This window comes from Patulibacter sp. (genome assembly GCF_030655195.1).
Classification (GTDB): domain Bacteria; phylum Actinomycetota; class Thermoleophilia; order Solirubrobacterales; family Solirubrobacteraceae; genus Patulibacter.
Map to the genome: position 1 here is coordinate 18,805 of NZ_JAURWA010000133.1, position 20,512 is coordinate 39,316.

Below are 20,512 nucleotides of genomic sequence, written 5' to 3' on the forward strand. Positions count from 1 at the left end.
GCTCGGGGCACCCGGAGGGGGATCGGGCCCCACCCCGAGCTTCTCGGGCCGGATCGACTCGGTCGTCGGCCGGGCCCGGGGCACCCGGAGAGGGCCCGGAGCCCCCCGGGACGGTGACCGGGCGGCAGGTCCGGGTACCCTTGGAGGACGACCTGCATCACCACCACACCTCCTGGGAGTGCCCCCGCATGAAGCTGTTCATCGACACCGGATCCGTCGCCGAGGTCGAGGAGATCGCCCAGTGGGGCATCCTCGCCGGCGCCACGACCAACCCGTCGCTGCTGGCGAAGAGCGAGGGCGACGCGGGTGAGGCGATCAAGCGGATCGCCGAGATCGTCCAGGGCCCGACGTCCGCCGAGGTCGTGTCCGAGGATCCCGGCCGCATGGTCGAGGAGGGCATCGCGGTCCGCGAGATCCACGAGAACGTGATCGTCAAGGTCCCGTTCGGCCCCGCCGGGCTGCAGGCCACCGCGAAGCTCCGCGAGCTCGGCCACCCCGTCAACATGACGCTGGTCTTCAGCGCGGCGCAGGCGATCCTGGCCGCCGAGGCCGGCGCCACGTACATCTCGAGCTTCCTCGGGCGCCTGGACGACATCGGCATCGACTCGATCGCCACGCTGTCCGACGTCGTCGAGGCCGTGCACGAGAACTCGACCGGCGCCCAGGTCCTCGCCGCGTCGCTGCGCAACCCGCTGCACGCGATCAAGGCCGCCCAGGTCGGCGCCGACGTCTCGACGGTGCCCTACAAGGTGCTCAAGCAGATGCTGAACCACCCGCTGACGACGTCGGGCAACGACCAGTTCGCAAAGGACTGGGCGAGCAAGCCCGAGCTCCAGGTGTGGATGGACGGGCTCGTCGACGCCTCGAAGAAGAAGTAGGCGCGGGCGGCGCCGCCGTCGACCCGCCGGCGTCTCCCCGACAGGACCTCGACGGACCGCCTCGGCGGTCCGTCGTCGTTCTGCCCGCTAATCGCGGGGTTCCCGGTGGCGCGTACGGCGACACGGCGGTCGCCGTGCGGGACGGAGGGGGCGACGCGCGGGGGTCCGGGGGTTCACTAGGGTGAGGCGACAGTCGCCGACCGCTGCGCACAACGCGGTCGGACGCCAACCGACGACAACACCCGAAGGAGCACCCATGACCGTCCTCACACGCGACGTCCTGGAGTCCAGCACCCTTGCCGACCTGCACGCCCTCGCCGGCGAGCTCGCCATCGACGGCTTCCGCAAGCTGCGCCGCGAGGCGCTCGTGGACACCATCGTGGAGCGCCGCGGCGGATCCGCCGCCGCCCCGTCCGACGACGACACCGAGAACGAGGGTCGCCGCGGCGGCCGTCGTCGCCGTGGCGGTCGCCGCGACGAGGAGACCCCCGACGCCGGCCGGGGCGACGTCGTCTCCCTGACCGACGACGAGGACGAGGACGACCGCCCGCGCCGTCGTCGTCGCCGCGGTGGCGACGACGAGGGCCAGAGCACCGAGGGCGGTCGCGAGCGCGGCGGCCGGGGTGGCCGCGACGAGCGCGGGGGCCGCGAGGACCGCGGACCGCGTGGCGGCCGCGAGGACCGTGGCGGCCGCGAGGATCGCGGGGGCCGCGACGACCGGGCCGACGAGACGGGCGAGACCGTCGAGGGCGTCCTGGCCATCGGCCAGAACGGCTCGGCGATGCTGAAGGCGAAGGACGGCACCGAGGTCTACGTCTCCGCCGGCCAGGTCCGCCGCTGCGAGCTGGTCGAGGGCGACACCGTCTCCGGCCCGACCCGCAGCGCCCGCCGCAGCGAGCGCTACCCGTCGCTGATCCGCGTCGAGACCATCAACGGCAAGGACCCCGAGGAGACCTCCACGGGCACGAAGTTCGAGGAGCTCGCCGTCGCACGGCCCACCGAGCTGCTCGCCGTGCAGAGCGACGACCCGACGGTCGCCGCGATCGCGTACCTGACCCCGCTGGGTCGCGGCTCGCGCGCCGTCGTCGTCGGCCCGCACGCCGCCGGCAAGACCGAGGCGCTGCGCCGGATCGCCGTCGCCCTGAAGGCCGTCGACGGCCTCGAGCTGCTGCCGGTGCTCGCCGGCGTGCGGCCCGAGGAGGTCGCGGACTGGACCGACGCCGGCCTCGAGCCCGCCATCGCCCTCGACCTGTCGGCCGGCCCGGACACCCGCGGCAAGGCGATCGACGAGGTCGTGGACCGCGGCCGCCGGATCGCCGCACGCGGCGGTCACGCCGTGCTGCTGATCGACACGCTCGACGGCCTGGGGGAGGGCGCGGCGCGCCGCATCCTCGCCGCCGCCCGCAAGCTGCAGGACGGCGGCTCGCTGACGATCGTCGCCACCCGGGAGTCCCCGGTCGGCGGCGAGAGCACCGTGATCCGCCTCGACGTCGCGCTGACGTCGACCGCCCGGTTCCCCGCGCTCGACCTGGCCGGGTCGGGCACGCTGCGCCCCGAGCTGCTCGTCGGTGACGAGGGCGCGGCGACGATCGCCGCGGCCCGCGCCGAGCTCCGCTAGCGGGCGGCGCCAGGCGTCCGTGGACGCTTCGGATCTCGGCACGGGCGACGCTCGGCAGTGCGGGTGCACAGCTCTCCCGTCGCCCGCACCGACCTCCTCGGTCCACGAACACCTGGCATCCACCCGCACCGCGTAGGCGGGCCGGAACGACGAAGGGCCCCTCTCGAGGGGCCCTTCGTCGTTCAGTGGGGCGTCGCCGGCGTTCCCGGCGTCGTCCTCGTCCTAGGTCGGGCGGGGCCCGCTCCCTTCGCGGGTGCGCCGAGCCCCGTCTCGTCCCGACGCGGTCGGGCCCGAGACGCTCGGGGCGGGGCCCGCTCCCCTTACCGGCGGTCGTCGACCGGCGAGTAGGAGACCTGGAACCAGGACGGCGCCGGGGCCAGCTCGACTGGTTCGTCGTCGCGGGCGGGTTGCACGTACTCGAAGCGCTGCAGCTCCTCGTCGAAGCGCACGTCGAGCTCGCCCTCCTTCACGCGCTGGTCCATCCAGGCGCCGCGGAAGACGAGCCGGCGCATCCAGTGCACCAGCGACCGCTCCGACGGGCCCGACAGCTCGGTCCAGCACTCGTTGACGTGCTCGCCCAGGCGGGAGACGGGGTGGGCGACCTCGCCGGACACCGTGAGCTCCACGAGGTCGTCGACCTCGTCGCGGTCCAGGCGGTCGTGCACGAAGCCGAGCCGGGACGCTGCCTGCTCGCAGCGCTCCGAGAAGTCGCGCTCGTTGAAGGTGAACCGCAGATCTCCGTATTCGAGGACGAAGTCCTCGCCGGAGTCGTAGTTCCCGTGAAAGGTGGAATCCATGAAGCTCGCTGGACGCGGTGGGTCGGAGGCGGCGGCGAGGCCGGCCCACACGACAGATGAAGGGGTCCCGGAGCGCACGGCGGCAACCGCGTTCCAGGACGTGCTCGGCATCCTAGTCAGGGGGTCCTCGGGCGGACGACCCTTGGGTTCGATGTTGCACCCGCCCCGATGCAGTATGCGATCGGCCCGCGCGTCCGGCGTCGCGTGACGGTCCGGCGTCCGACCCGGGCCGATCTCGCGCGGACGACGGCCCGGCCGGACCACCGCGTACGCTCGGGGGAGCGATGCCCGAGGCCCCCGCAGACCCGACGACCCAGGCCCCGATCGGGGTGGCGGACTACGCCTCCCGCATCGGTCTGGCGCTGCGCGAGGCCGGCCCCGCGGTCGTCGAGGGCGAGGTCCAGCGGCCCAAGCAGGGCGGCCGCGGCGTCTGGTGGTTCGACCTGACCGACGGCGAGAACGTGCTGCCGTGCTCGTACCTGCCGTGGCTGACCAGGTCCCGGCGTCCGACGCACGAGCCCAAGCACGGCGACCGGGTGCGGGTCTCGGTCCGGCACACGGAGTTCTGGGGCGGCGGCGGACGGCTGCGCGTCGTCGTCGCCGACGTCGAGACCGCGGGGGAGGGCGAGCTGCTCCGTGCCCGTGCCGAGCTTGTCGAACGGCTGACGCTCGAGGGCCTGTGCGACCCGGCCGCGTTCCCGCCGCTGCCGCGCTTCCCGCGCGGGGTCGGCCTCATCTCGGGCAAGGACTCCGACGCCCTGCACGACGTCATCCGGGGCCTGCGCGACCGCTTCCCGGCCGTGCCGGTCCTCACCGCCTGCTGCCGCGTGCAGGGCGCGGCGGCCCCGCGCGAGGTCGTCGACCGGCTCGCCCGTCTGGACGCGGACCCCCGGGTGGACGTCATCGTCGTCGCCCGCGGCGGAGGGTCCGTGCAGGACCTCGCGTGCTTCGACGACGAGCGCCTGTGTCGCGCGATCCGTGCGATCTCGACGCCGGTCCTGACCGCGATCGGGCACACCGAGAACAACCCGGTCTGCAACCACGTCACCCACGCGGCGTTCGTCCCGCGCCACGCGGCCGAGCGCGTGGTCCCGGACCGTCGCGAGCTCCTGCGCGAGGTCGGGCACGCGTGGGCCGCGCTGGACCGTGCCACCCGTCGGCCCGCCGAGCTGCGGCGCTCGCTGGACGCCACCGCCGCGGGCCTGCACGACCGCGGTCGCCTCGACGGGCACCGAGCCGCCGTCGGCGCGGTCGGCCGGACGGTGGACGGGCACGGCGAGCGCTTCCTGCGGGGCCTGCACGCCGGCCTCGGCGAGGCGTCCCGCGCCCTGGAGCGCGGACCGGACCGCGTCCGGGCGCACCTCGCCGCCGTCGGGCACCGCATCGACGCCCGTGCCGTCGGACCGCTGGGCCGCCGGGCGGTCGACGGGCTGCGCCGGGACGTCGAGGCCCATGCGCGGCTGCTCGACGCCGCGGACCCCCGTCGGCGCGGCTGGATCGCGGCGCAGGACGCCGACGGCCGGCTCGTCCGCCGTGCCTCGGACCTCGCACCCGGCGGGACCCTGACCCTGCAGCTGGCCGACGGCGTCGCCGACGCGACCGTCACCGACGTCCGCGTCGACGCGCCGGCCACCGACCGTCCCACGACCACGGAGGACCCCGCGTGAGTCCCGATCCGTCCGCCCCCGCCGAGCTCTCCTTCGGTGCCGCCTACGACCGGCTGCAGGCGGTCGCCGCCGAGCTCGGCGCCGACGCCACGATGGCCCCGGACCGCCTGATCGCGCTGCTGCGCGAGGGCAAGGGCCTCGAGCGCGCGCTGCGCGACCACCTCGAGCGCGTCGAGCAGGAGGTGCGCGCGATCGAGGACGGCGAGGGCACCGTGCCGTACCGGATCGTCGACGCGGCGACCCCGGCGAGGCCGCAGGCGCCTGCCGTGGCGCGCAGTCCCGCGGTCCCGGACCAGCCGGTGGCACCGGACCGGCCGGCCTCGGCGGGGGAGTCCGATCCGCCGGCGTCGGCGCTCGCCGCACAGGCTGCGCCCGCTCTGGCCCCGCCACCCGTACCTGCGGCCACCGCACCGGCGGCACCGGTCGCGCCCGAGCCCGTCGCCCCGCCCTCGTCGCCGACCGCGCCGGCGCCGTCCGCTCCCGCCGGATCCGACTCCGAGAGCGCGGCACCCGCGGCGGAGTCCGAGCCCGAGTCCCGGCCCGCCCCGCCGCAGCCGACCCTCGGGTTCGCCGGCGACGACGACATCCCGTTCTGAGCGCTCCGCCGACCTCCGGCGGGGCGACCCCGTCCCGTCCCGGCGGCGACCGTCCGGACGACCCGGTGGCGGACCTCCCGACCCCGGCCCGGGCACCGGACGCCGATCGCTCCGTCGCGGCACGGGCCCGGTCGGTGGGCCGCCGCGCACGATCCGTCGTCCGGGCCGCGTGGTCGACCCGTGCCGTCTCGGCCCGGATCGGGGTCAGCTTCGGCGTGCCGCTCGCCGTCGCGGTGGCACTCGGCCACCCGCACGAGGGCGCCGTCGCGACCCAGGGTGCGTTCGTCGCCGTCTACGCGCGCGACGAGCCGTACCGCCGCCGCCTGCGGGTGATGATCGGCGTCGGGCTCGCGCTCGTGCTCGTCGTCTCCGCCGGGACGCTGCTCTCGTCGCTGCCCGTCGGGATCGTGATCGCGGCGGGCCTGATCGCCGGTCTCGGCTCGCTGCTCGGGTCGGCCTGGGACATCGGTCGGCCGCGCGAGTTCATCCTCGTCCTCTCGTTCCTCGCCGCCACGCAGTACCCGGGGGACGCGGGCGACGTCCCGCTGCGGGCCGCGCTCGTCCTCGGCGGGGCCGCGACGGTCACCGCGCTGGCGATGTCGGGTGGGCTCGTGCGGCCCCGCGGGCCGGAGGAGCGGGCGCTCCAGACGCTCTGGGACCGCCTCGCCGACCTCTTCGACGCGATGGGCGGCCCCGACGTCGGCGCCGCCCGCCACGCCACGCTGCTCTCGGTCGAGGAGGCGCGCCTGGTCCTGACGCGGGCCGGCCACCGGCGCGGCGACGGCGACCGGCTGTTCGGTGTCGCCGTCGCAGCGGAGGGTGCCATCGACGCCGCGCTCGGGCTGGTCCTGCGCGACTGCCCGCCGCTGGACCCCGGCTGGGCCGCCGCCGCACGGACGATCCGCGACTCGGTCCGGGACCCGTCCGCCGCGCGCGACCTGCGCCTGCCCGACGAGGCCCCCGACGCGGTCCACGGCGACCGCTTCGCCCGCATGATGCAGCGGGCCGTCGCCGCTGCCGACCCCGCCCTGGCGCTGCAGTCCACGCTCGTGCCGTTCGGGCGTCGACGTCGACGGTCGCCGCTGGCCGCGGTCCGGCGGGCGATCCACCCCGGGTCGCTCGTCCTCCCGACGGCGGTCCGCAGCGGCATCGCGGTGGCCGTCGGCACCGGGATCGGGCTGTTGATCGACCCGGCCCGCGGCATCTGGGTCGGCCTGACGGCCGCCGCGGTGCTGCAGGCCAGCAACGTCACCCTCACCGCCCAGCGGACGCTGCAGCGGGCCGGCGGCACGATCCTCGGCGTCGGTCTGGCCGCGCTGCTGCTGGCGTTCCACCCGGTCGCCGGCGTGATCGTCGTCGCGTTGATGCTGCTCCAGGCGCTCATGCAGTCGACGATCGTGGCCGCCTACGGGGTGGCGACGTTCTTCGCCACACCGCTCGCGCTCCTGATCGTCGACCTCGGCCGGCCGGGGACCCCCGCGGGATCGTTGGTCGGCGATCGCATCGTCGACACGCTCCTGGGGTGCGCGGTCGGGCTGCTGGCCCGCCGGTTCCTGTGGCCCCGCACGGCGGCCACCCGGCTCGGCGCCGCTCAGGGCGCAGCGATCGAGGCGGTCCGCGACGTGCTGCACGCGGCGCTGACCCGGTCCGACGCCCCCAGCAGCGTGCTCGTCCGGCGCTCGCGCCGCACCCTCCACACCGCGCTCCTGAACCTGCGTGCGGTGCAGCAGGACGCGGTCGGCGACCTGGCGCTGGCCCCGGGGCGGACGCTCGACGACGCGTGGCGCACGACCTCGGCGGTCGAGCGGCTCTCCTTCGCGGCGATGGGCTTCCAGGCCCCGCCGACCGAGGTGCTGCCCGCCCGCGCGGAGCTGCCGCGACTGCACGCCGCCCTCGACGCGCTGGCGGCGATCGCCGAGGGCCACCGGGCGCCCGCGCTGGTCCCGGTCCCGCCGCTGCAGGGCCACCCCGCCACGCACCGCGCGCTCGTCGAGCTGCGCGACGTGCTCCGGGGAGGGGGCGCCCGGGCGGACCCCGACGTGGCACCGCCCGGTGCGGTTCTGGCACGGATCCGTGCCGAGGAAGGGGGGTGAACGTGACGGGCGTGCGGACTCCTCATGACCATGTCGCACACGCCCGCCGATTCCCCCCTGCTGATCGTCGAGGACGACGCGCTGACCCGCGCGTTCCTCGTCGAGCACCTCGCCGCCGACGGCTACGACCCCGTCGAGGCCGCGACGGTGGCCGAGGCCCTGGAGGAGCTCGAGCGCTCCTCGCCGTGCCTCGTGCTCTCCGACCTCACGCTGCCGGACGGGTCGGGCTTCGACGTCGTCGCCCGGATCCGCTCCGCCGACGGCATCGTCTCGCGCGTGGACCCCGCGACGCCGGTCGTGCTCCTGACCGGTCGCGACAGCGAGATCGACCGCGTCCGCGGCCTGGAGCGCGGGGCCGACGACTACGTCGTCAAGCCCTGCACATGCGTTATCGGTACCGGGAGCTTCCGGAAGGCGTCCCGGCCGTAGCGGTCGACCACGACGCCGTCGAGAAGGGCGTCTCGGCGTGGCACTGGCAGGATCGTCACGCCCGGAACGGGCTCCAGCGGAGGTTCTGCGTCGACCCCGACCTCGTCGTCCAGTCGCAGCGCCTCCGCCGTCGCGTCCGCGTTCGTGGCCTCGATGTCGGCGCGGTCGTGGTTCTCCAGCGCCGCCCTCCAGCGCGGCGAGGCCTCGGCCTGCGCCACGCCGCCCGTCAGACCTTCCGTGCCGCTTAGGTCACCGATGATGAAGTCATCGAACAGGTTGGTCAGCACGCCTCGGACGCCATCGTCGTTCTTCTCAGCGATGGCCTGACGGACGACCGCCAGTGCGTCGATGACGAGCGGCACCACATCCTCGGGGGTGGAAGTCGTCGCTAGGGTCGCCACTTGCGCGGCTGCGTCGTCGCGCTCGGCTTCCCTCTCGGCGTACAGCCGTCCGAAGTGCGCGGCCGGAAGGTCCCCAGAGGTGTAGTCGCGGTCCAGCTTCGACAGCGCCTTCTCGGCGTCCGTGACCCGCTTCTCGGCGTCGGCGCGCGCAGCTTCAACGGAACGCCTGGTCTCGTCGGCGGCGGCACTGGCGCGCTTGACGCTCTCGGCCGCATCCACCCCGACCTCGGCCAGGTAGCCGATGACGGCGTCGTCCACAGCCTTCATGGGCAGAGTCAGGCCCTCGCACTGGCCCGTCTTGCGCCCCGAGCACGAGTACGACCCCGTCACGGTGCCGTCTTGGCGCCGACTTGACCTCGGGACCATCGCGTTGCCGCAAGTGTGGTGCAGCATCTTCCCCGTGAGGAGGTGACCGGCCTTCGGGATGCGGCCACCGCCACCTCCACGACGGTTGCGCCTTGCGTTCGCCGCTTGGGCTGCTGCGAAGATCTCAGGCTCCACGATGCCGTCGTGCTCGCCGTCCCTCCACTTCTCCACGACGTTCCGGTTCTTCCTCTTGGTCCAGTCGTCAGCCGGAATATCTCCGAGATAGGTCCGACGGCGCAGCATCGCGGAGAGGGAGCCTTGAGACCAGGTGTCGCCACCCCCGAGCGGGCGGGGCGCCCCGGTGGTCTTGATTTTGTCGTTCAGGAGACGGCAGACCTCGGACTGCGATGTGCCGTCGGCCACCATCTGGAAGATGAGTCGGACCGTCGCCACCTGCTCAGGGTTAGGCACGAGGCGCTTGTCAACGCGGTCGTACCCGTAGACAGGACCTCCCGTGTGGAGTCCGTTCTCTCGACGACGCTTCATGCCCTTCTTGACGCTCGTGCCCTTGCGGACGGAGTCGCGGTGCGCCCGCTGTCCGATGGCGGCGACCGACTGTGGGTCCCTTAGTTCCTCGTCGTCCTCTGCTGTGCGGAGGTACACGTTCGCCCTCCGTAGCCGGTGCCAGACCTCGCCTAGCGACTCGGGCGCACCGGGCCTGTCGCCAGCGCCGCGAGCGAAGCGGTCGTGGGCCTGGCCCACGAGCATGACCACGTCGCCGTCGGACTTGGCCTGCTGCTCGGCGTGCTCCTGCGCCCGGACCCAGCCCGGTCCTCGGTTACCGGAGTAGGCAGAGAACCCTTCGTCCTGGTACTCCCCGACAACCGTCCAGCCGTTGTCGCCGGCCATGTCGCGAGCGTCTTGCAACTGGTCGGGGATCGATAGGTGCCGGTCGGTCGTGCTCTTGGCGGCGTAGAGGACGGCACTGGTCATCTGCGCAGGCTACTCGATGGCCCACGCCTGCACGTAGGTGGTGCGGGTATCCGCGGTGAGGGACGTAGGGGGACTGTCAGGCTGCTTGCGTTGCTCGCGCTCGCACCATGAACCCCAGCGCCGCAGGCGTCTTGTCGACCGCCCGCGCCGCTGCGACCTTGGTAGGCCAAGAGAACCGACCGCGCCCGTTCTCCAGTCGCCACCATGTCCGTCGGCAGAGACCTGCGAGGGCAGCGGCGTCTCGCTGAGACATGCCCAGCGCCACCCGCGCCACCCGCAGCGGGTGGGCATCGGGGTTGGCTTCCACCTCCCGGCGCTCCCGGTCCACGGCGAGATCTCGCAGCTTGCGGCGCGTTGCGGCGCCGTGCTGCGCGGGTCGGTGGGGCTTCCCAGCCAGCACAGCGTTGCGGCCAGCGGCGTAGCCCTCAGACCGCGCGATCATCAACGCCGCCTCGCGGTCCTGCCGCTGGACCTCGCGCTCTGCGAGGGCTGCGACCAACAGCAACTCGTCCGCCTCTGACAGGTCGTCCAGGTCGATCCTCTCCTCTGCCGCCATGTCAGTCCCCGGAGTCGAAGTGGCTCGCCGCGCGCCGCATGGCGTCCGCCTCGGCGTGAACGTCGGCCAGGTCTCCCCAGCCGCTCGACGCCCGACCGGCAGCGACAACCCGAGCGCCGAACCGCGCCAACGCGAGTCTGTCCGAGCCGTCGGCAAGGTCAGCCGGCGGCTCGTTCACGTCAGCGCCCAGACGCGCCAGCGTCTCGCCGTCGGCCTTGAAGGCGGGCGACGAGCCCGACGAGTCCGAGAGGACCCAACGTCCGTCAGCCTGCCCGATCACCCGGAACTCGTCGCCGCTGTCGGGATCGGTCAGCACGTCGCCCACGCGGATCATGCGGACTCCAGCGCGTCGAGCTTCTCGAAGATCGCAGCCGTGTCGCCGTCCCGCGCAACGTCAGGCTGGTACAGCGCCTCGAACAACGTCCGGTCGCAGGCGACGGCCTCTCCAAAAGGCAGTGGGGTTAGGACGTACTCGATGCCTGTGCCTGCGGCAGCCGGATCGTCGCTGGGGTTGCCGATGTCGACGCCTCGGACCTCCACGAGCGCGGGCGTGCCCTCGGGAGCGGAGGCAGCGTCGCGCAGACGGAAGCGGCCAGAGAGGACCTGAGCGCGTCCCTCGGTCCACTCACCACGCGGATCTACGGCGGACATCAGCGATTCACTCCCGGAGTCCAGGCGGGCGCGGTCGCGCGCTTGTACAGGGCGTCGTTGTGCTCGGCCTGAGCCTTGCGGGCCGCCTCACGTGCGGCGGCGCCGTCACGTAGACGGGCGGCCTCCAGCGCGGCGAGGCCCCGAGGGCCTGCGAGACGGACAGCGGGGTCCGTCGAGATGCCGTCGGCGTCGACCGACGCGGCCACCTCAGCGCGCCAGGGCTCGTACGGGATCGTCGTGGGCTTCGGGGTCTCGCGCACGGGGCGCGGACGGTTCTGACGGCTGAGTGGGTTGTGCATCTGCGGGTCCCGGTCGGTGATCTGCTCTCCTTATGAGGGTACTCTGGGCCGTGCCATTCGCCCGTGGGAGACGCCGGACGGAGCCTAAGTCTGAAGGCAAGGTGCAGGGTAGGATCTGGGTATGAGCACCACCGCCGCGCTACCCAACATCGCACCCGCCGGGGGTGGCCTTACCGTCGTCCGCGCGCTGCCGTCAGGGGCTCTAAGGATCGCGGGGTACCTGACCCGCTGGACGGACCTAGACCAGGTGGGCGACCGATTCCGCGCAGGCAGCTTCTCGACCGCTATCGAGCACTTCCTGAACACCCCTGACCCCCAGCTTCGCTGGCACCACCAGCCGGTCAGGCTCGGCCGCGTGGACTCCCTGACGGAGGACGCCGTGGGGGTCCAGTTGGTCGCCACGGTGGACTACGTCGACCCCGACGACATCGGCTTCGAGAGGGCCGCGTACGAGGGGATCCTCAGCAAGAAGATCGATCGACTCAGCGTCGGCGGCTACTTCGACCGTGCGCCCGGACTCCTCCCCGACGGCTCTAGGGAGATCGTCGGCATCTCCGAGATCACGGAGTGCTCGGCTACCCACGCGCCCGCCCTCAGGGACGGGACGAACTTCCGCGTCATCGACGCCGGGGCGGACCCGTCGGCCGACGCCCTCGCGGCGGCGAAGCTCGCAGAGCTTCGAGCAGAGGTCTTCCTGATGGCACAGGGCCGCTAAGGGACCCCAGCGCCCCAGAGCGGCGCGAGGTCGGCACGGCAACCGGAGGCCGTCAGAGGGGCTGCAACGCGGCCTGACGGGGACCGCTGGGGTTAGCCTGCGCCGATGCGTGCGCGTGCCGTCTTGCCAGTTCTCGCCGTAGCGGCCGTGCCGCTGATCGGCACGTCGTCGGTCTCTGGCGCAACCACCAAGAGTCAGATCAGGTGTTCTACGGAGAACGGCGTCCGGTTCGACTGCGCGGTCAAGTCCGTGAGGCCGGATGAGCAGGTGTCGGTGTTGATCCCGAAGTTCTGCGACCGGCTCCGTGACTTCGACGCAGAACCAACCAGCAAGCGGTACAAGGCTTACGACCGCGTCGGCATCGCGCGGTCCAAGACATTCAACCTTGTCGACGCCGACGGCGAGAACCAGAAGGGCGACTCGATTCCTACGCTCCGCGTCCGGGTCGACCTCCTGCCGGGGCGCATCCGCTTCATCAACCGGGGCAAGTACCTCGTGAACGTGGGGTTCACGGAGCGGTGCCGCCCTTAGTGCCCGTCTTGCGCGCCCGTTCGTCTGGGTTCTGGCCTCCGAGTACCGGAGGCCAGGACCCTTCCTATCCTCACCTTCACGGGTGCCCCTCTAAGGGGCATACGTGAGGAAGGAGAATCTGAATCCCGACTGTCCCAACACCCTTAGGGCTGGGATTCGGGATTCGGCCGTCAGACCTCCAGAACCTTGGGAGGATCGACGGAGTAACGGCCCTTCTCGGTCGGGTACCAGCGGGCGGGCCGGGTGCTGTCGTCCTTCCTCGCCCACCCCTGTGCCACGAAGCCGTCCAGCGTCGTCCGGGCGGTCTCGTTCGAGACCTCGGCCTCCGTCTCGAACTCTCGGGTTGTCAGACCCGCGTCATGGCGATTCAGCACGCCCAGGCGCTTGCGCTCCGTCCCCGTCTGCGGCTGAGTGTCGTCCGCCACGAGGGTGTAGCCCCTGCCGTCATCGTCCAGCGTGATCGTCTGAGTCCAGACGGACGCCGAGACACGTCCACGAGAAGACAGCCGACGGACGCGACTCTCCCAGCCGCCCAGGCGCTCCATCTCGACGTTGTTGTCCATCGCCCCGGCCATCGCGGTGCCGCCGCGAGACTTGTCCTCCAGGGACCCAGCGCCCTTACGGTGGTGGTGGTCCAGCCACAGCGACTTGCCAGCGGCCTTGCACGCATCGCTCAGGTACTCGGCCGCACGGGCAAGCTCCGTACCGGACTCCTCCTCGATGCCGGCGGCGCGGCTGATGTTGTCCACGAACACGATTTCGTGGCCCTCGGCCTCGGCGGTCGCCACGAGAACGTCAGCCTTGCCGCGCCAGTCAAGGCCCAGCTTGGCAAGTTCCCAGCCGAAGACGACACGGGCCTTCTCTAGGCCGGACGCGGCCAGCTTCTCGCCCATCGAGTCCGAGGGCTCCTCCGTGTAGATCAAGGCCGTGGTGGGCCTCGTGGCCGGGCCGAAGACGGTGGACTCTCCGCGTTCGACCTTGCCGAGAAGGTGCGCGATCAGAGTGCCCTTGCCGGTCTTCTCACGGGCCGCGAACTTCACGGTCCAGCCGTGGGCGGCAACCCCAGGAACGATCCAGTCGTGGTCCTCGGGCGCGGCCCGGCGAAGGTCACCAGCCAGCGTCCCTAGCATCGCGCCGTGCTGCGGGGCCGCTGCAACGCGCTTGACCAGCGCCTCGGCGTCGGGCTGCGACAGGGGCAGCCCGTGATCCGCGAGCAACACCGACGCGGCGTGCGCACGAGCCTTCTTAGCGTCGGAGTCGTCCCCGGCCAGGCGGTCACGCGCGTGGCCGTAGAGGTTGCTTACGACGGTCTCAGCGTGCGTGCGGTGCTCGGCGTCCTGCACGGCCTTGTCCTCGGCCGAGAGTAGGACCGGAGCCGGGGGACCGCCGTTGGCAGAGTCCTTCACGTTCACGCGGGCCTTGACCTTCCGCATGATCGCCGCGCGTGCGTCGTCGTCGCGGAGACCGGCCATGTAGTCGGAGAACTGCCGGATCACGTCGGTCCGGTCGACGGGCTCAGATGCGGGCGGCACGGGGCACCCCCAGCCGCACGAGGCGGTCAAGTTCACGCGAGGTAACAGAAGCCCCGTGTCGAGCGGCCTCGGCCCGCGCGATGGCGCGAAGCTCGGGCACGTCGTCGCGGGTAAACCCGTCGACCGCGAACGCGGTCGCGACGGCGTCGATGATCTTCCGACGTACAGCCTCGACCACGTTCATACGACAACCGCTGCGGTCGCGAACGTGAGGACGTAGAGGGCCGTCCAGGTCGCTCGGGATGCCAGGAGGCGCGGTACGATGTGCGTAGCGTTCTGGCGGGCGCTGGTGGTGTTCTCGGGGGTCGTGGCGATCATGCTGCGGCCCCTTGTACGTCGGTGGCCTTGACGCCCAGAGACCCCGGATCGAGTCCGTACTCCCTCTCCATGCGCCGGCGGATGAAGTCGCGCGGGGTAGACCGGCCGGTGAGCCAGAAGTTGAAGGCAGTACCCGTGACGCCGACTCTGCGGGCCGCATCGGTCTTGCTGCTGTCGAGCGCCTCGTAGGCGTCGTTGATCTGCTTCGTGATGACGAGCATCGTGCTCCCTTGGTGTAGTTGAACCGCTACATCAAGTTGAGCACTCGTCGTGACATCAGAAGGGCCTAGAACCCCTCTGTACCAGGCACTTTCGGAACTCGGCTCCACGACTGCGAACGCGCGATGCCTTCGTACCAGGTCCGGGTTCGGGGCCTCGGTCGGAGATGACATGAACCGCATCTTCGGTTGACCTCATGCGTACCACTTGTTCGTCAGAGACCGTCCTCGGAGTGGTCCGGTCGTCCGTGACCCGTCGCTCCATCGGGCCCGTTCGTTCTTCGCGTCTTGGTGATCGAGACGCGCAGCATCCCAAGGACCACCAGCCACCACGGCAGCCCTCGGGTCACCGGTCTCCAGGACGCCAGATCGAGAACTCAGGCTCGGGCGAGAACCCGCGACAAGCTGGCCGCGTGCCAGGGCTTGCCTCCGGGCGCGTGCAGGCCCTCGGCGTCGAGCGCCGCGCCAACCTTGCGGATCGACAAGCCGGACGCGCGGAGAGCCTTCGCCCTGGTCTCGACATCGGTGCTGATGACACGCTCTCGGCCGAGCCGGACACCGGCTGCCTTCCGCTCCGCGAGCGCAGCCTTGGTCCGCTCTCCGATGAGTCGTCGCTCCAGTTGACTGAACGCGGCCATGATCGACGCCATGGCCTCGCCCGAGGGCGTCGTCAGGTCCGCTGGACAGTCGAGCGCAACCAGGGCCCAGCCTTCACGCTGGGCCCGCTGCATGACCGTGCAGAAGTCGAGCATGGAGCGGGACAAGCGATCCATCTTGGAGACGAGCAACACGTCCCCTCTCCCCAGGGTCCCCAGGGCCGCTTGGAGCGCCGGCCGCTTCATCGACTTGGCCGAGAAGCCCAGGTCTTCGATGAACTCGACATCCCACCCTCGGCGTGCCGCCTCGGCCGAGATCGCTGATCGCTGCGCCGCGATCCCGGCCCCCGAGTCGGCCTGCTCGTTGGTGCTCACCCTGAGGTACCCGATGACCCGCACGTTGCCCGCTCCGTCTTGCGTGACCGGCGAACCTTGGGTCGCTGATCGGTGTCTCTGATGTGAGACAGCCTACTGTCTGCGAGACGTTCGTCAAGGAGACAAGAATCGAAGAATCGTCAGTCGTAGAGCGATATACCGGGCACCTGGTCCCGCGCATCGGGGTGTCTCAGAAGTGGTACGAATCCTTCCGTCGGGACGGGGGTCAAGTGGGGTCGTAGAGGTCGCCGCCGACCTCGTAGCGGTAGCTCACGACACGCAGACTGGCATCGTCGATCCGCCAGGGCTGCTGCTCGAACAACTCGCCCCCGCTCACCGTCGGTGGCGACGTAGAGCGGTCTAGCTTGATGTTCCGCATCACGACGAGCGCGTTGTTGGGGTACGCCTTCGCGTGGTGCTCAACCTCACCTCTCGTCAGGGCCACAGCTTGGCCCTGTGACGTAGTGCCCTTGACCTCGACCGTCCACTTCTGGCCTTCGCGCGTCAACCTCAGGTCGTACGGCGCCCCCTTGACCTCAACCTTCCAGCCCTGGTCCGCGTAGTAGGCCTTCGCTGCCTGCACGGCGTGCTGTTCGATCAGATCCCGCTCGTCCTTGTTCTGCAAGAACCCGGCGGCTCTGGGCGGGCGCTTCTTGCCGGCGGCAACGTCCGCGGCTTCCGCGAGTGCGTCTAGCTCGGGGACCTCATCGGGTAGCGGCGCCTTGGACTGAGCGCGGTAGAGCTGCCCAAGGGCAGCGGCGAAGTCTGCGGCATCCGACGCGAGCACATCGTCTCCCGGGACCTCCCCGGCGACGTATCTGATCGTCGCGATCTCTCCCAACTCGTAGCCGGATCCAAGGCTGTTTGCGCCCGCATCTTGCAGCGCGAGGGGGACAAGATCGTCTCTGTCCGCGATCCACTCGGCGACGACGGACCGTGCCCAGGCGACGCGACCCGCGATCGTCGCCGGTTGCTTCCGCCTGAACTCGCCGCTGACGAAGTCCGTCGTGCCCTGGTTCAGCGAGAGGTAGACGGCGCTGCCGTCTGCTGCCCACAGGTAGACGACGTAGAAGCCGTCGGTGGCACTCGGTGTCTGCGCCTTGGAGCCGAATCGAACCCAAGGGACCCGGGAGTAGAGGCCGGTCCCGTCCCGGCCCTCCACGAGCAGGTCATCGAGGGTAAGTCCGACTGCCGCGGCGAGGTCGCCGCCACGGTCGCGGAGCCAACCTGCCGCACCGTGACGAACAAGGGTCCCGCGCTCGTCCATCTCGGCGGTCTTGGTCCGCGACCAAGACGACTGGAGCTGAATGACCCTCTCAAGTTCGATCTGCACGGTCAGAGTCTCTACTTCGGGACGGACGCGACGTGTCGGGAGACAGGGCGTAGGCTCGCGTCATGTCGAATGAGCCCACTCGATTCCCGCTTCGCGCTAACCAGCAGTACCGCGACGTGCGGAAGCCCCACGAGGACGCGAAGATCGTGACGGTCGATTCGGTGGAGGGTACGAACGTTCTCGGGACTTCGAAGCCGGAAGGGGGGGCCTACGGCACGCAAGCTGGGGCGTGGAGCCCCATCGACCTCGGTGGGATGACGCTGGTCTATGACCCTGGCTGGGCTGCATACGAGGTCAAGGTCAACGTGTGGGGATTCAACGGCGATCTACAGCAGAAGATGCGCTTCATCGGCTCGGTGAACGACACTGGCGGTGAGGTCACACCGTCGAACGAACATGAACACTTCTCCGTCTGGGAGGTCGTCGCACCGAGCCCCGAGGACGCGAGCGCACTTGTTGCTTCCGCGGCGCATGGGCTCGCGCAGTCCGTCCGAGTTGAGGTCGTCGGCGCGACACCATCAAGGCGACACTGAGGCGGCTGCTGGTTGAGCTCAGGACGGGGCTTCGGGAGCTCCACAGAACGACCGCCGCGACTGCGATCCTCGCGAGTGCGTATGAAGTCCCCTCGTCCGTCCTTCTCACAGCGCCAAGGGCGCGGCCCGTTCGCGGCCCCCCTTCCCTTCGAAGACTTCCGGCGGATGGTTGTCCTCGTGCTCGAAGACTTGCGCCGTCGGGGGTACTTCCAGAAGGCCTTCGGATACGAGTGCGTGGACGGAGATGTTGACGGGGAGATCCAAGACCCAGAGGCGCACTTCTTCCTGACGACACGTCGACGAGACGTGTGGCCCTACTGGACACAGCCTCAGCAGGTCTATTCCGTATGGGACGACCCGACCCCGCCGGCGCCGCCGAAGGCCTACGAGAACTGGGACGAGGACACCCTGATGGATGTCGTCGAAGCCCTGCACGATGTCGTGGCGAAGCCCACGCGCGGGGCCGTCCACGACTTCGGTGGGTGCGGTTACCACGCGTCCTCGTTCCTGACGAAGCCGGGCCGCCGAGAGTTCATCGACAAGGTGAACGTAGCCCTCGCCCATCACTCACCCCCGTTCGAGATGAATGAAGACGGAGAAGTCGTAGTTTCGACGCCTGGAGAGTTCAGGAACCTCATGGCGGCGTCGGTCCCCGAGTCGGCCGACGCTGAGAGCGTCAGCCTCAAGGTCGAGCACGCGAAGCGCGTCTTCACGACACGTGGTTCGTCCATCGCCGACCGCCGCGACGCTGTCACCAACTTGGCCGCAGTCCTCGAAGCCATGCGCGATGAGGTGAGGGCGCTGATGCTGCGAGAGGACGAATCGGCCCTGTTCTTGCTCGCCAACGGCTTCGCCATCCGGCATAACAAGCGCGACCAGCGCCGCGACTACGACTCTGGGGCGTGGCTGCAGTGGGCGTTCTACGTGTACCTCTCCACGATCCACACGGTTCTCTACTTGAAGGACCGCGAACTCGGGGGGTGACCTGTGCGGTCGTCGCGGGTCTACCTACCAGCGACCCCCGCGTCGCTGGCGACGCGCGAGCCGGGACCACTCCGGTCAGGAGGCGGTCACCTCGGCGCGGGGGCAGCTCCGGTGCAGGAGCACGGCAACTCAGTCTCGACGGTTGGAGATGCACCACCAAGGAAGTACGGTGCAACCGACTCTGCGTGGAGTCGTCCTAAGTCCCAACCTGGAGCTCGCTGATGAGCAAGCTGTTCTTCCTTACCGGCGTCGACGGAGTGGCGAAGGTCAACCTCGAAGCAACCGTCGTCAACCCGGTCTCGGCGGGTGACATCGCCATGATCGGCGGCGCCACTGCGGGGCTCCTCGACGTGACCGTGCCCGCGGCCGACGTACGGTGCTGGGGTGTCAAGCCAGCACGGCAGGGAGCCTGGGATTCGATCCAGCCCGGTGATGTCGGCCTGATCTACACCGCGTCGAAGAAGTTCGGGTACTGGGCGACGGTCCTGGACAAGGTTGACGACCCCCTGACGGCCACGAGCCTCTGGGGAACCGACGCGAGCGACGGGGCGGCCTGGTCCCTGATGTTCTTCCTTGAGGTCACTGCGTTCAGCGCTCCGGTCGATCTCGCCGGGGTTCAGACCGCTCTTGGCCACGGCACCGGTTGGTTCCCCCAGGGCTTCGGGTTCGCCAGCGAGGCGGCGCAGTCGAGCTTCGCGCAGGGCTTCGGGGCCCTCGACGAGGCTGTCCTCTCGTTGGATTCCGGAGCGGTTGCCCCAGGGGGCCCGGTGCCGATAGCCGGCGGGGTCGTTCCCGTGATGGAACAGCCCTTCGACTTCGCCGGGCAGAAGCTCATCACGTTGTCGGGGGCGTCGAGCGCCTCCAACCCGGAGGTAGTCGGGGACACGTTGAACAAGCACCGCACCACTCTCCTCGCCCTTGCGAAGGCCGCGCAGGCGAAGAACTACGACCCGGTTGAGCCGAAGAAGCCCGCCCCGAACTACGACATAAAGTGGAACGACGGCACGCACGTCTGGATCGCAGAGGTGAAGGGCATCACCGCCCAGAACGAGACCACTCAGCTCCGGCTGGCGCTCGGTGAACTCCTTGAGTTCTTGCACCGGCAGAAGACTCTCAACCTGAAGTACGGAATCAACGTGCCGTTCAAGGGCGCGATCGTCACCTCCGATGTTCCTTCGGTCGCGGACCGTTGGCGGGATGTCTGCACGGCCTACGGCATCGTCCTCGTCTGCGGCACGTCAGCTTCCGAGCTGAACCTAGCCGGGCTCTAGCCGCACCTCGCGATGGTCGGGCCAGAAGGGCTCCGAAGCGCCCCCGGCATGTAGCCGGGGCGCCGGACGCTACTTCTTCTTCCTCGGCACCACGAAGGTGGTGTTCGGGTGCCGACGCGCGGTCGCCATCGTGACGATCCGGCCGGTGATCGCGGAGTGGGCGACGCCGGTCGACTTCTTCGCGGGGGGCTTGTTAGCCGGGGCCTTACGGGCCGGAGCCTTCTTGGCCGTGGCCCTGCGGGCCGGGGCCTTCTTCCCGGCCATCAGACCGCCGCCTTCCGGTACCGACCCTGAATCCAGGTGCCGATCTCGTCGGTCAGCCCGTACCAGGCCATCGGGGCGTTGGTCACGTCGGTCACCAGCACCTTGTCGTTGGTGTCGATGATCCCGAGGGTCTGGTCGCGCACCGTCTTGACCGACTTGTCGGTGACGATCAGCCACGTCGACTGGAGCACCTTGGCCCATCCGTCATGGGTCTTGACGAACTCGATGAGCTTGTCGTACTTCTGCCCCGGCGACATCAGGTCGTACTGGACCATCAGCGTGCGTGCCATATAGATTCCTTCTGTAGTCACTCGTAGTTCCGCTGCGACGCCGGGTTCCAGCCGGCGTCGCAGCACCTTGTCCTGCGTTCGGTCTTCTCAGGCCGGACTGCAGACGATCCCATACGGGCCGGACGGATCGACGTACCACATCTCGTCGCTGCGCGTTCTGCGGGTCGAACGCGGCCCCGTGCGGACCTTCGGATATGACGGCTCGTACATCGCCATACGGGGCTCGCTGCACGGCAACCCCAGCAAGGGGCCGGTGAAGTGGGCCCGT

Annotated in this window: 24 protein-coding genes; 11 read left to right on the forward strand and 13 right to left on the reverse strand. The window is 70.5% G+C overall.

Annotated elements, in window-relative coordinates; genetic code table 11:
- The first annotated feature begins 188 nt into the window (after positions 1-188).
- Both Q7T67_RS14775 and Q7T67_RS14780 read left to right on the forward strand, forming a co-directional pair.
- On the forward strand, positions 189-878 hold the full coding sequence (locus Q7T67_RS14775; RefSeq protein ID WP_304791112.1) for a transaldolase family protein: 690 nt from the start codon (positions 189-191) through the stop codon (positions 876-878).
- 256 nt (positions 879-1,134) lie between these two features.
- Complete coding sequence (locus Q7T67_RS14780; protein ID WP_304791115.1) at positions 1,135-2,496, forward strand: transcription termination factor Rho; 1,362 nt, start codon at positions 1,135-1,137, stop codon at positions 2,494-2,496.
- Positions 2,497-2,816: 320 nt separating this feature from the next.
- On the opposite strand, the gene Q7T67_RS14785 is transcribed toward Q7T67_RS14780, so the two are convergent.
- Positions 2,817-3,293, reverse strand: a complete 477-nt coding sequence (locus tag Q7T67_RS14785) for a hypothetical protein (RefSeq protein WP_304791119.1) — start codon at positions 3,291-3,293, stop codon at positions 2,817-2,819.
- Positions 3,294-3,577: 284 nt separating this feature from the next.
- Here Q7T67_RS14785 and xseA point away from each other — a divergent pair, with 284 nt between their 5' ends.
- From xseA to Q7T67_RS14805, 4 genes are all read left to right on the forward strand, one after another.
- Positions 3,578-4,960 carry an exodeoxyribonuclease VII large subunit gene (xseA, locus tag Q7T67_RS14790; protein WP_304791121.1) on the forward strand — a complete coding sequence of 461 codons (1,383 nt, stop codon included), beginning with the start codon at positions 3,578-3,580 and terminating at the stop codon, positions 4,958-4,960.
- The gene (locus Q7T67_RS14795; RefSeq protein WP_304791123.1) at positions 4,957-5,556 is read left to right on the forward strand and encodes a hypothetical protein; all 600 of its coding nucleotides are present in this window, start codon (positions 4,957-4,959) and stop codon (positions 5,554-5,556) included. The genes xseA and Q7T67_RS14795 overlap by 4 nt, the downstream gene beginning before the upstream one ends.
- Before the next feature lie 215 nt (positions 5,557-5,771).
- On the forward strand, positions 5,772-7,649 hold the full coding sequence (locus Q7T67_RS14800) for an FUSC family protein (RefSeq protein ID WP_304791126.1): 1,878 nt from the start codon (positions 5,772-5,774) through the stop codon (positions 7,647-7,649).
- 30 nt (positions 7,650-7,679) lie between these two features.
- Complete coding sequence (locus tag Q7T67_RS14805) at positions 7,680-8,078, forward strand: response regulator (protein ID WP_304791129.1); 399 nt, start codon at positions 7,680-7,682, stop codon at positions 8,076-8,078.
- Here Q7T67_RS14805 and Q7T67_RS14810 read toward each other — a convergent pair.
- The 5 genes from Q7T67_RS14810 to Q7T67_RS14830 form a co-directional block, all read right to left on the reverse strand.
- Positions 8,012-9,778, reverse strand: a complete 1,767-nt coding sequence (locus Q7T67_RS14810) for a recombinase family protein (RefSeq protein WP_304791132.1) — start codon at positions 9,776-9,778, stop codon at positions 8,012-8,014. The two genes, Q7T67_RS14805 and Q7T67_RS14810, sit on opposite strands and share 67 nt — an antisense overlap.
- Positions 9,779-9,854: 76 nt before the next feature.
- Positions 9,855-10,334, reverse strand: a complete 480-nt coding sequence (locus Q7T67_RS14815; protein ID WP_304791135.1) for a helix-turn-helix transcriptional regulator — start codon at positions 10,332-10,334, stop codon at positions 9,855-9,857.
- 1 nt (position 10,335) lies between these two features.
- Positions 10,336-10,659, reverse strand: a complete 324-nt coding sequence (locus Q7T67_RS14820) for a hypothetical protein (RefSeq protein WP_304791138.1) — start codon at positions 10,657-10,659, stop codon at positions 10,336-10,338.
- A gap of 5 nt (positions 10,660-10,664) precedes the next feature.
- Positions 10,665-10,985, reverse strand: coding sequence for a hypothetical protein (locus tag Q7T67_RS14825; protein WP_304791140.1), 321 nt, complete (start codon positions 10,983-10,985; stop codon positions 10,665-10,667).
- Positions 10,985-11,245 (reverse strand): hypothetical protein, encoded by a 261-nt coding sequence (locus Q7T67_RS14830; RefSeq protein WP_304791144.1) that lies wholly within the window; start codon positions 11,243-11,245, stop codon positions 10,985-10,987. The genes Q7T67_RS14825 and Q7T67_RS14830 overlap by 1 nt, the downstream gene beginning before the upstream one ends.
- Positions 11,246-11,405: 160 nt before the next feature.
- Here Q7T67_RS14830 and Q7T67_RS14835 point away from each other — a divergent pair, with 160 nt between their 5' ends.
- Positions 11,406-11,999 (forward strand): HK97 family phage prohead protease, encoded by a 594-nt coding sequence (locus Q7T67_RS14835; RefSeq protein WP_304791146.1) that lies wholly within the window; start codon positions 11,406-11,408, stop codon positions 11,997-11,999.
- A 105-nt stretch (positions 12,000-12,104) separates the two neighbouring features.
- Positions 12,105-12,530 carry a hypothetical protein gene (locus Q7T67_RS14840; protein ID WP_304791149.1) on the forward strand — a complete coding sequence of 142 codons (426 nt, stop codon included), beginning with the start codon at positions 12,105-12,107 and terminating at the stop codon, positions 12,528-12,530.
- Positions 12,531-12,700: 170 nt separating this feature from the next.
- Here the strand turns inward: Q7T67_RS14840 and Q7T67_RS14845 are convergent, their stop codons facing one another.
- From Q7T67_RS14845 to Q7T67_RS14865, 5 genes are all read right to left on the reverse strand, one after another.
- Positions 12,701-14,026 carry an AAA family ATPase gene (locus Q7T67_RS14845; protein ID WP_304791152.1) on the reverse strand — a complete coding sequence of 442 codons (1,326 nt, stop codon included), beginning with the start codon at positions 14,024-14,026 and terminating at the stop codon, positions 12,701-12,703.
- A 19-nt stretch (positions 14,027-14,045) separates the two neighbouring features.
- Positions 14,046-14,246 (reverse strand): hypothetical protein, encoded by a 201-nt coding sequence (locus Q7T67_RS14850; RefSeq protein ID WP_304791155.1) that lies wholly within the window; start codon positions 14,244-14,246, stop codon positions 14,046-14,048.
- A gap of 130 nt (positions 14,247-14,376) precedes the next feature.
- Positions 14,377-14,601, reverse strand: a complete 225-nt coding sequence (locus tag Q7T67_RS14855; protein ID WP_304791158.1) for a hypothetical protein — start codon at positions 14,599-14,601, stop codon at positions 14,377-14,379.
- 374 nt (positions 14,602-14,975) lie between these two features.
- Entirely contained in the window at positions 14,976-15,593 is a 618-nt protein-coding gene (locus tag Q7T67_RS14860) for a recombinase family protein (RefSeq protein ID WP_304791160.1), read from the reverse strand.
- 202 nt (positions 15,594-15,795) lie between these two features.
- Complete coding sequence (locus tag Q7T67_RS14865) at positions 15,796-16,902, reverse strand: MrcB family domain-containing protein (protein WP_304791163.1); 1,107 nt, start codon at positions 16,900-16,902, stop codon at positions 15,796-15,798.
- Between the two features lie 62 nt (positions 16,903-16,964).
- Here Q7T67_RS14865 and Q7T67_RS14870 point away from each other — a divergent pair, with 62 nt between their 5' ends.
- The 3 genes from Q7T67_RS14870 (at position 16,965) to Q7T67_RS14880 (ending at position 19,690) form a co-directional block, all read left to right on the forward strand.
- Entirely contained in the window at positions 16,965-17,435 is a 471-nt protein-coding gene (locus Q7T67_RS14870) for a hypothetical protein (protein WP_304791168.1), read from the forward strand.
- A 165-nt stretch (positions 17,436-17,600) separates the two neighbouring features.
- Positions 17,601-18,419 carry a hypothetical protein gene (locus Q7T67_RS14875; protein ID WP_304791171.1) on the forward strand — a complete coding sequence of 273 codons (819 nt, stop codon included), beginning with the start codon at positions 17,601-17,603 and terminating at the stop codon, positions 18,417-18,419.
- Between the two features lie 221 nt (positions 18,420-18,640).
- Positions 18,641-19,690 (forward strand): hypothetical protein, encoded by a 1,050-nt coding sequence (locus tag Q7T67_RS14880; protein WP_304791174.1) that lies wholly within the window; start codon positions 18,641-18,643, stop codon positions 19,688-19,690.
- Between the two features lie 69 nt (positions 19,691-19,759).
- Here the strand turns inward: Q7T67_RS14880 and Q7T67_RS14885 are convergent, their stop codons facing one another.
- Positions 19,760-19,954, reverse strand: a complete 195-nt coding sequence (locus Q7T67_RS14885) for a hypothetical protein (protein ID WP_304791176.1) — start codon at positions 19,952-19,954, stop codon at positions 19,760-19,762.
- Positions 19,954-20,244, reverse strand: a complete 291-nt coding sequence (locus tag Q7T67_RS14890) for a hypothetical protein (protein ID WP_304791179.1) — start codon at positions 20,242-20,244, stop codon at positions 19,954-19,956. The genes Q7T67_RS14885 and Q7T67_RS14890 overlap by 1 nt, the downstream gene beginning before the upstream one ends.
- Between the last annotated feature and the right edge of the window lie 268 nt (positions 20,245-20,512).

Excerpts from the sequence above, each read along its gene's own strand:
- Q7T67_RS14870 (WP_304791168.1), top strand. The coding sequence starts at position 16,965 with ATGTCGAATGAGCCCACTCGATTCCCGCTTCGCGCTAACCAGCAGTAC.
- Q7T67_RS14850 (WP_304791155.1), bottom strand. The coding sequence starts at position 14,246 with ATGAACGTGGTCGAGGCTGTACGTCGGAAGATCATCGACGCCGTCGCG.
- Q7T67_RS14815 (WP_304791135.1), bottom strand. The coding sequence starts at position 10,334 with ATGGCGGCAGAGGAGAGGATCGACCTGGACGACCTGTCAGAGGCGGAC.
- Q7T67_RS14890 (WP_304791179.1), bottom strand. The coding sequence starts at position 20,244 with ATGGCACGCACGCTGATGGTCCAGTACGACCTGATGTCGCCGGGGCAG.
- Q7T67_RS14805 (WP_304791129.1), top strand. The coding sequence starts at position 7,680 with ATGTCGCACACGCCCGCCGATTCCCCCCTGCTGATCGTCGAGGACGAC.
- Q7T67_RS14775 (WP_304791112.1), top strand. The coding sequence starts at position 189 with ATGAAGCTGTTCATCGACACCGGATCCGTCGCCGAGGTCGAGGAGATC.
- xseA (WP_304791121.1), top strand. The coding sequence starts at position 3,578 with ATGCCCGAGGCCCCCGCAGACCCGACGACCCAGGCCCCGATCGGGGTG.
- Q7T67_RS14855 (WP_304791158.1), bottom strand. The coding sequence starts at position 14,601 with ATGCTCGTCATCACGAAGCAGATCAACGACGCCTACGAGGCGCTCGAC.
- Q7T67_RS14880 (WP_304791174.1), top strand. The coding sequence starts at position 18,641 with ATGAGCAAGCTGTTCTTCCTTACCGGCGTCGACGGAGTGGCGAAGGTC.
- Q7T67_RS14885 (WP_304791176.1), bottom strand. The coding sequence starts at position 19,954 with ATGGCCGGGAAGAAGGCCCCGGCCCGCAGGGCCACGGCCAAGAAGGCT.
- Q7T67_RS14840 (WP_304791149.1), top strand. The coding sequence starts at position 12,105 with ATGCGTGCGCGTGCCGTCTTGCCAGTTCTCGCCGTAGCGGCCGTGCCG.
- Q7T67_RS14835 (WP_304791146.1), top strand. The coding sequence starts at position 11,406 with ATGAGCACCACCGCCGCGCTACCCAACATCGCACCCGCCGGGGGTGGC.
- Q7T67_RS14875 (WP_304791171.1), top strand. The coding sequence starts at position 17,601 with ATGGTTGTCCTCGTGCTCGAAGACTTGCGCCGTCGGGGGTACTTCCAG.
- Q7T67_RS14825 (WP_304791140.1), bottom strand. The coding sequence starts at position 10,985 with ATGTCCGCCGTAGATCCGCGTGGTGAGTGGACCGAGGGACGCGCTCAG.
- Q7T67_RS14780 (WP_304791115.1), top strand. The coding sequence starts at position 1,135 with ATGACCGTCCTCACACGCGACGTCCTGGAGTCCAGCACCCTTGCCGAC.
- Q7T67_RS14785 (WP_304791119.1), bottom strand. The coding sequence starts at position 3,293 with ATGGATTCCACCTTTCACGGGAACTACGACTCCGGCGAGGACTTCGTC.
- Q7T67_RS14810 (WP_304791132.1), bottom strand. The coding sequence starts at position 9,778 with ATGACCAGTGCCGTCCTCTACGCCGCCAAGAGCACGACCGACCGGCAC.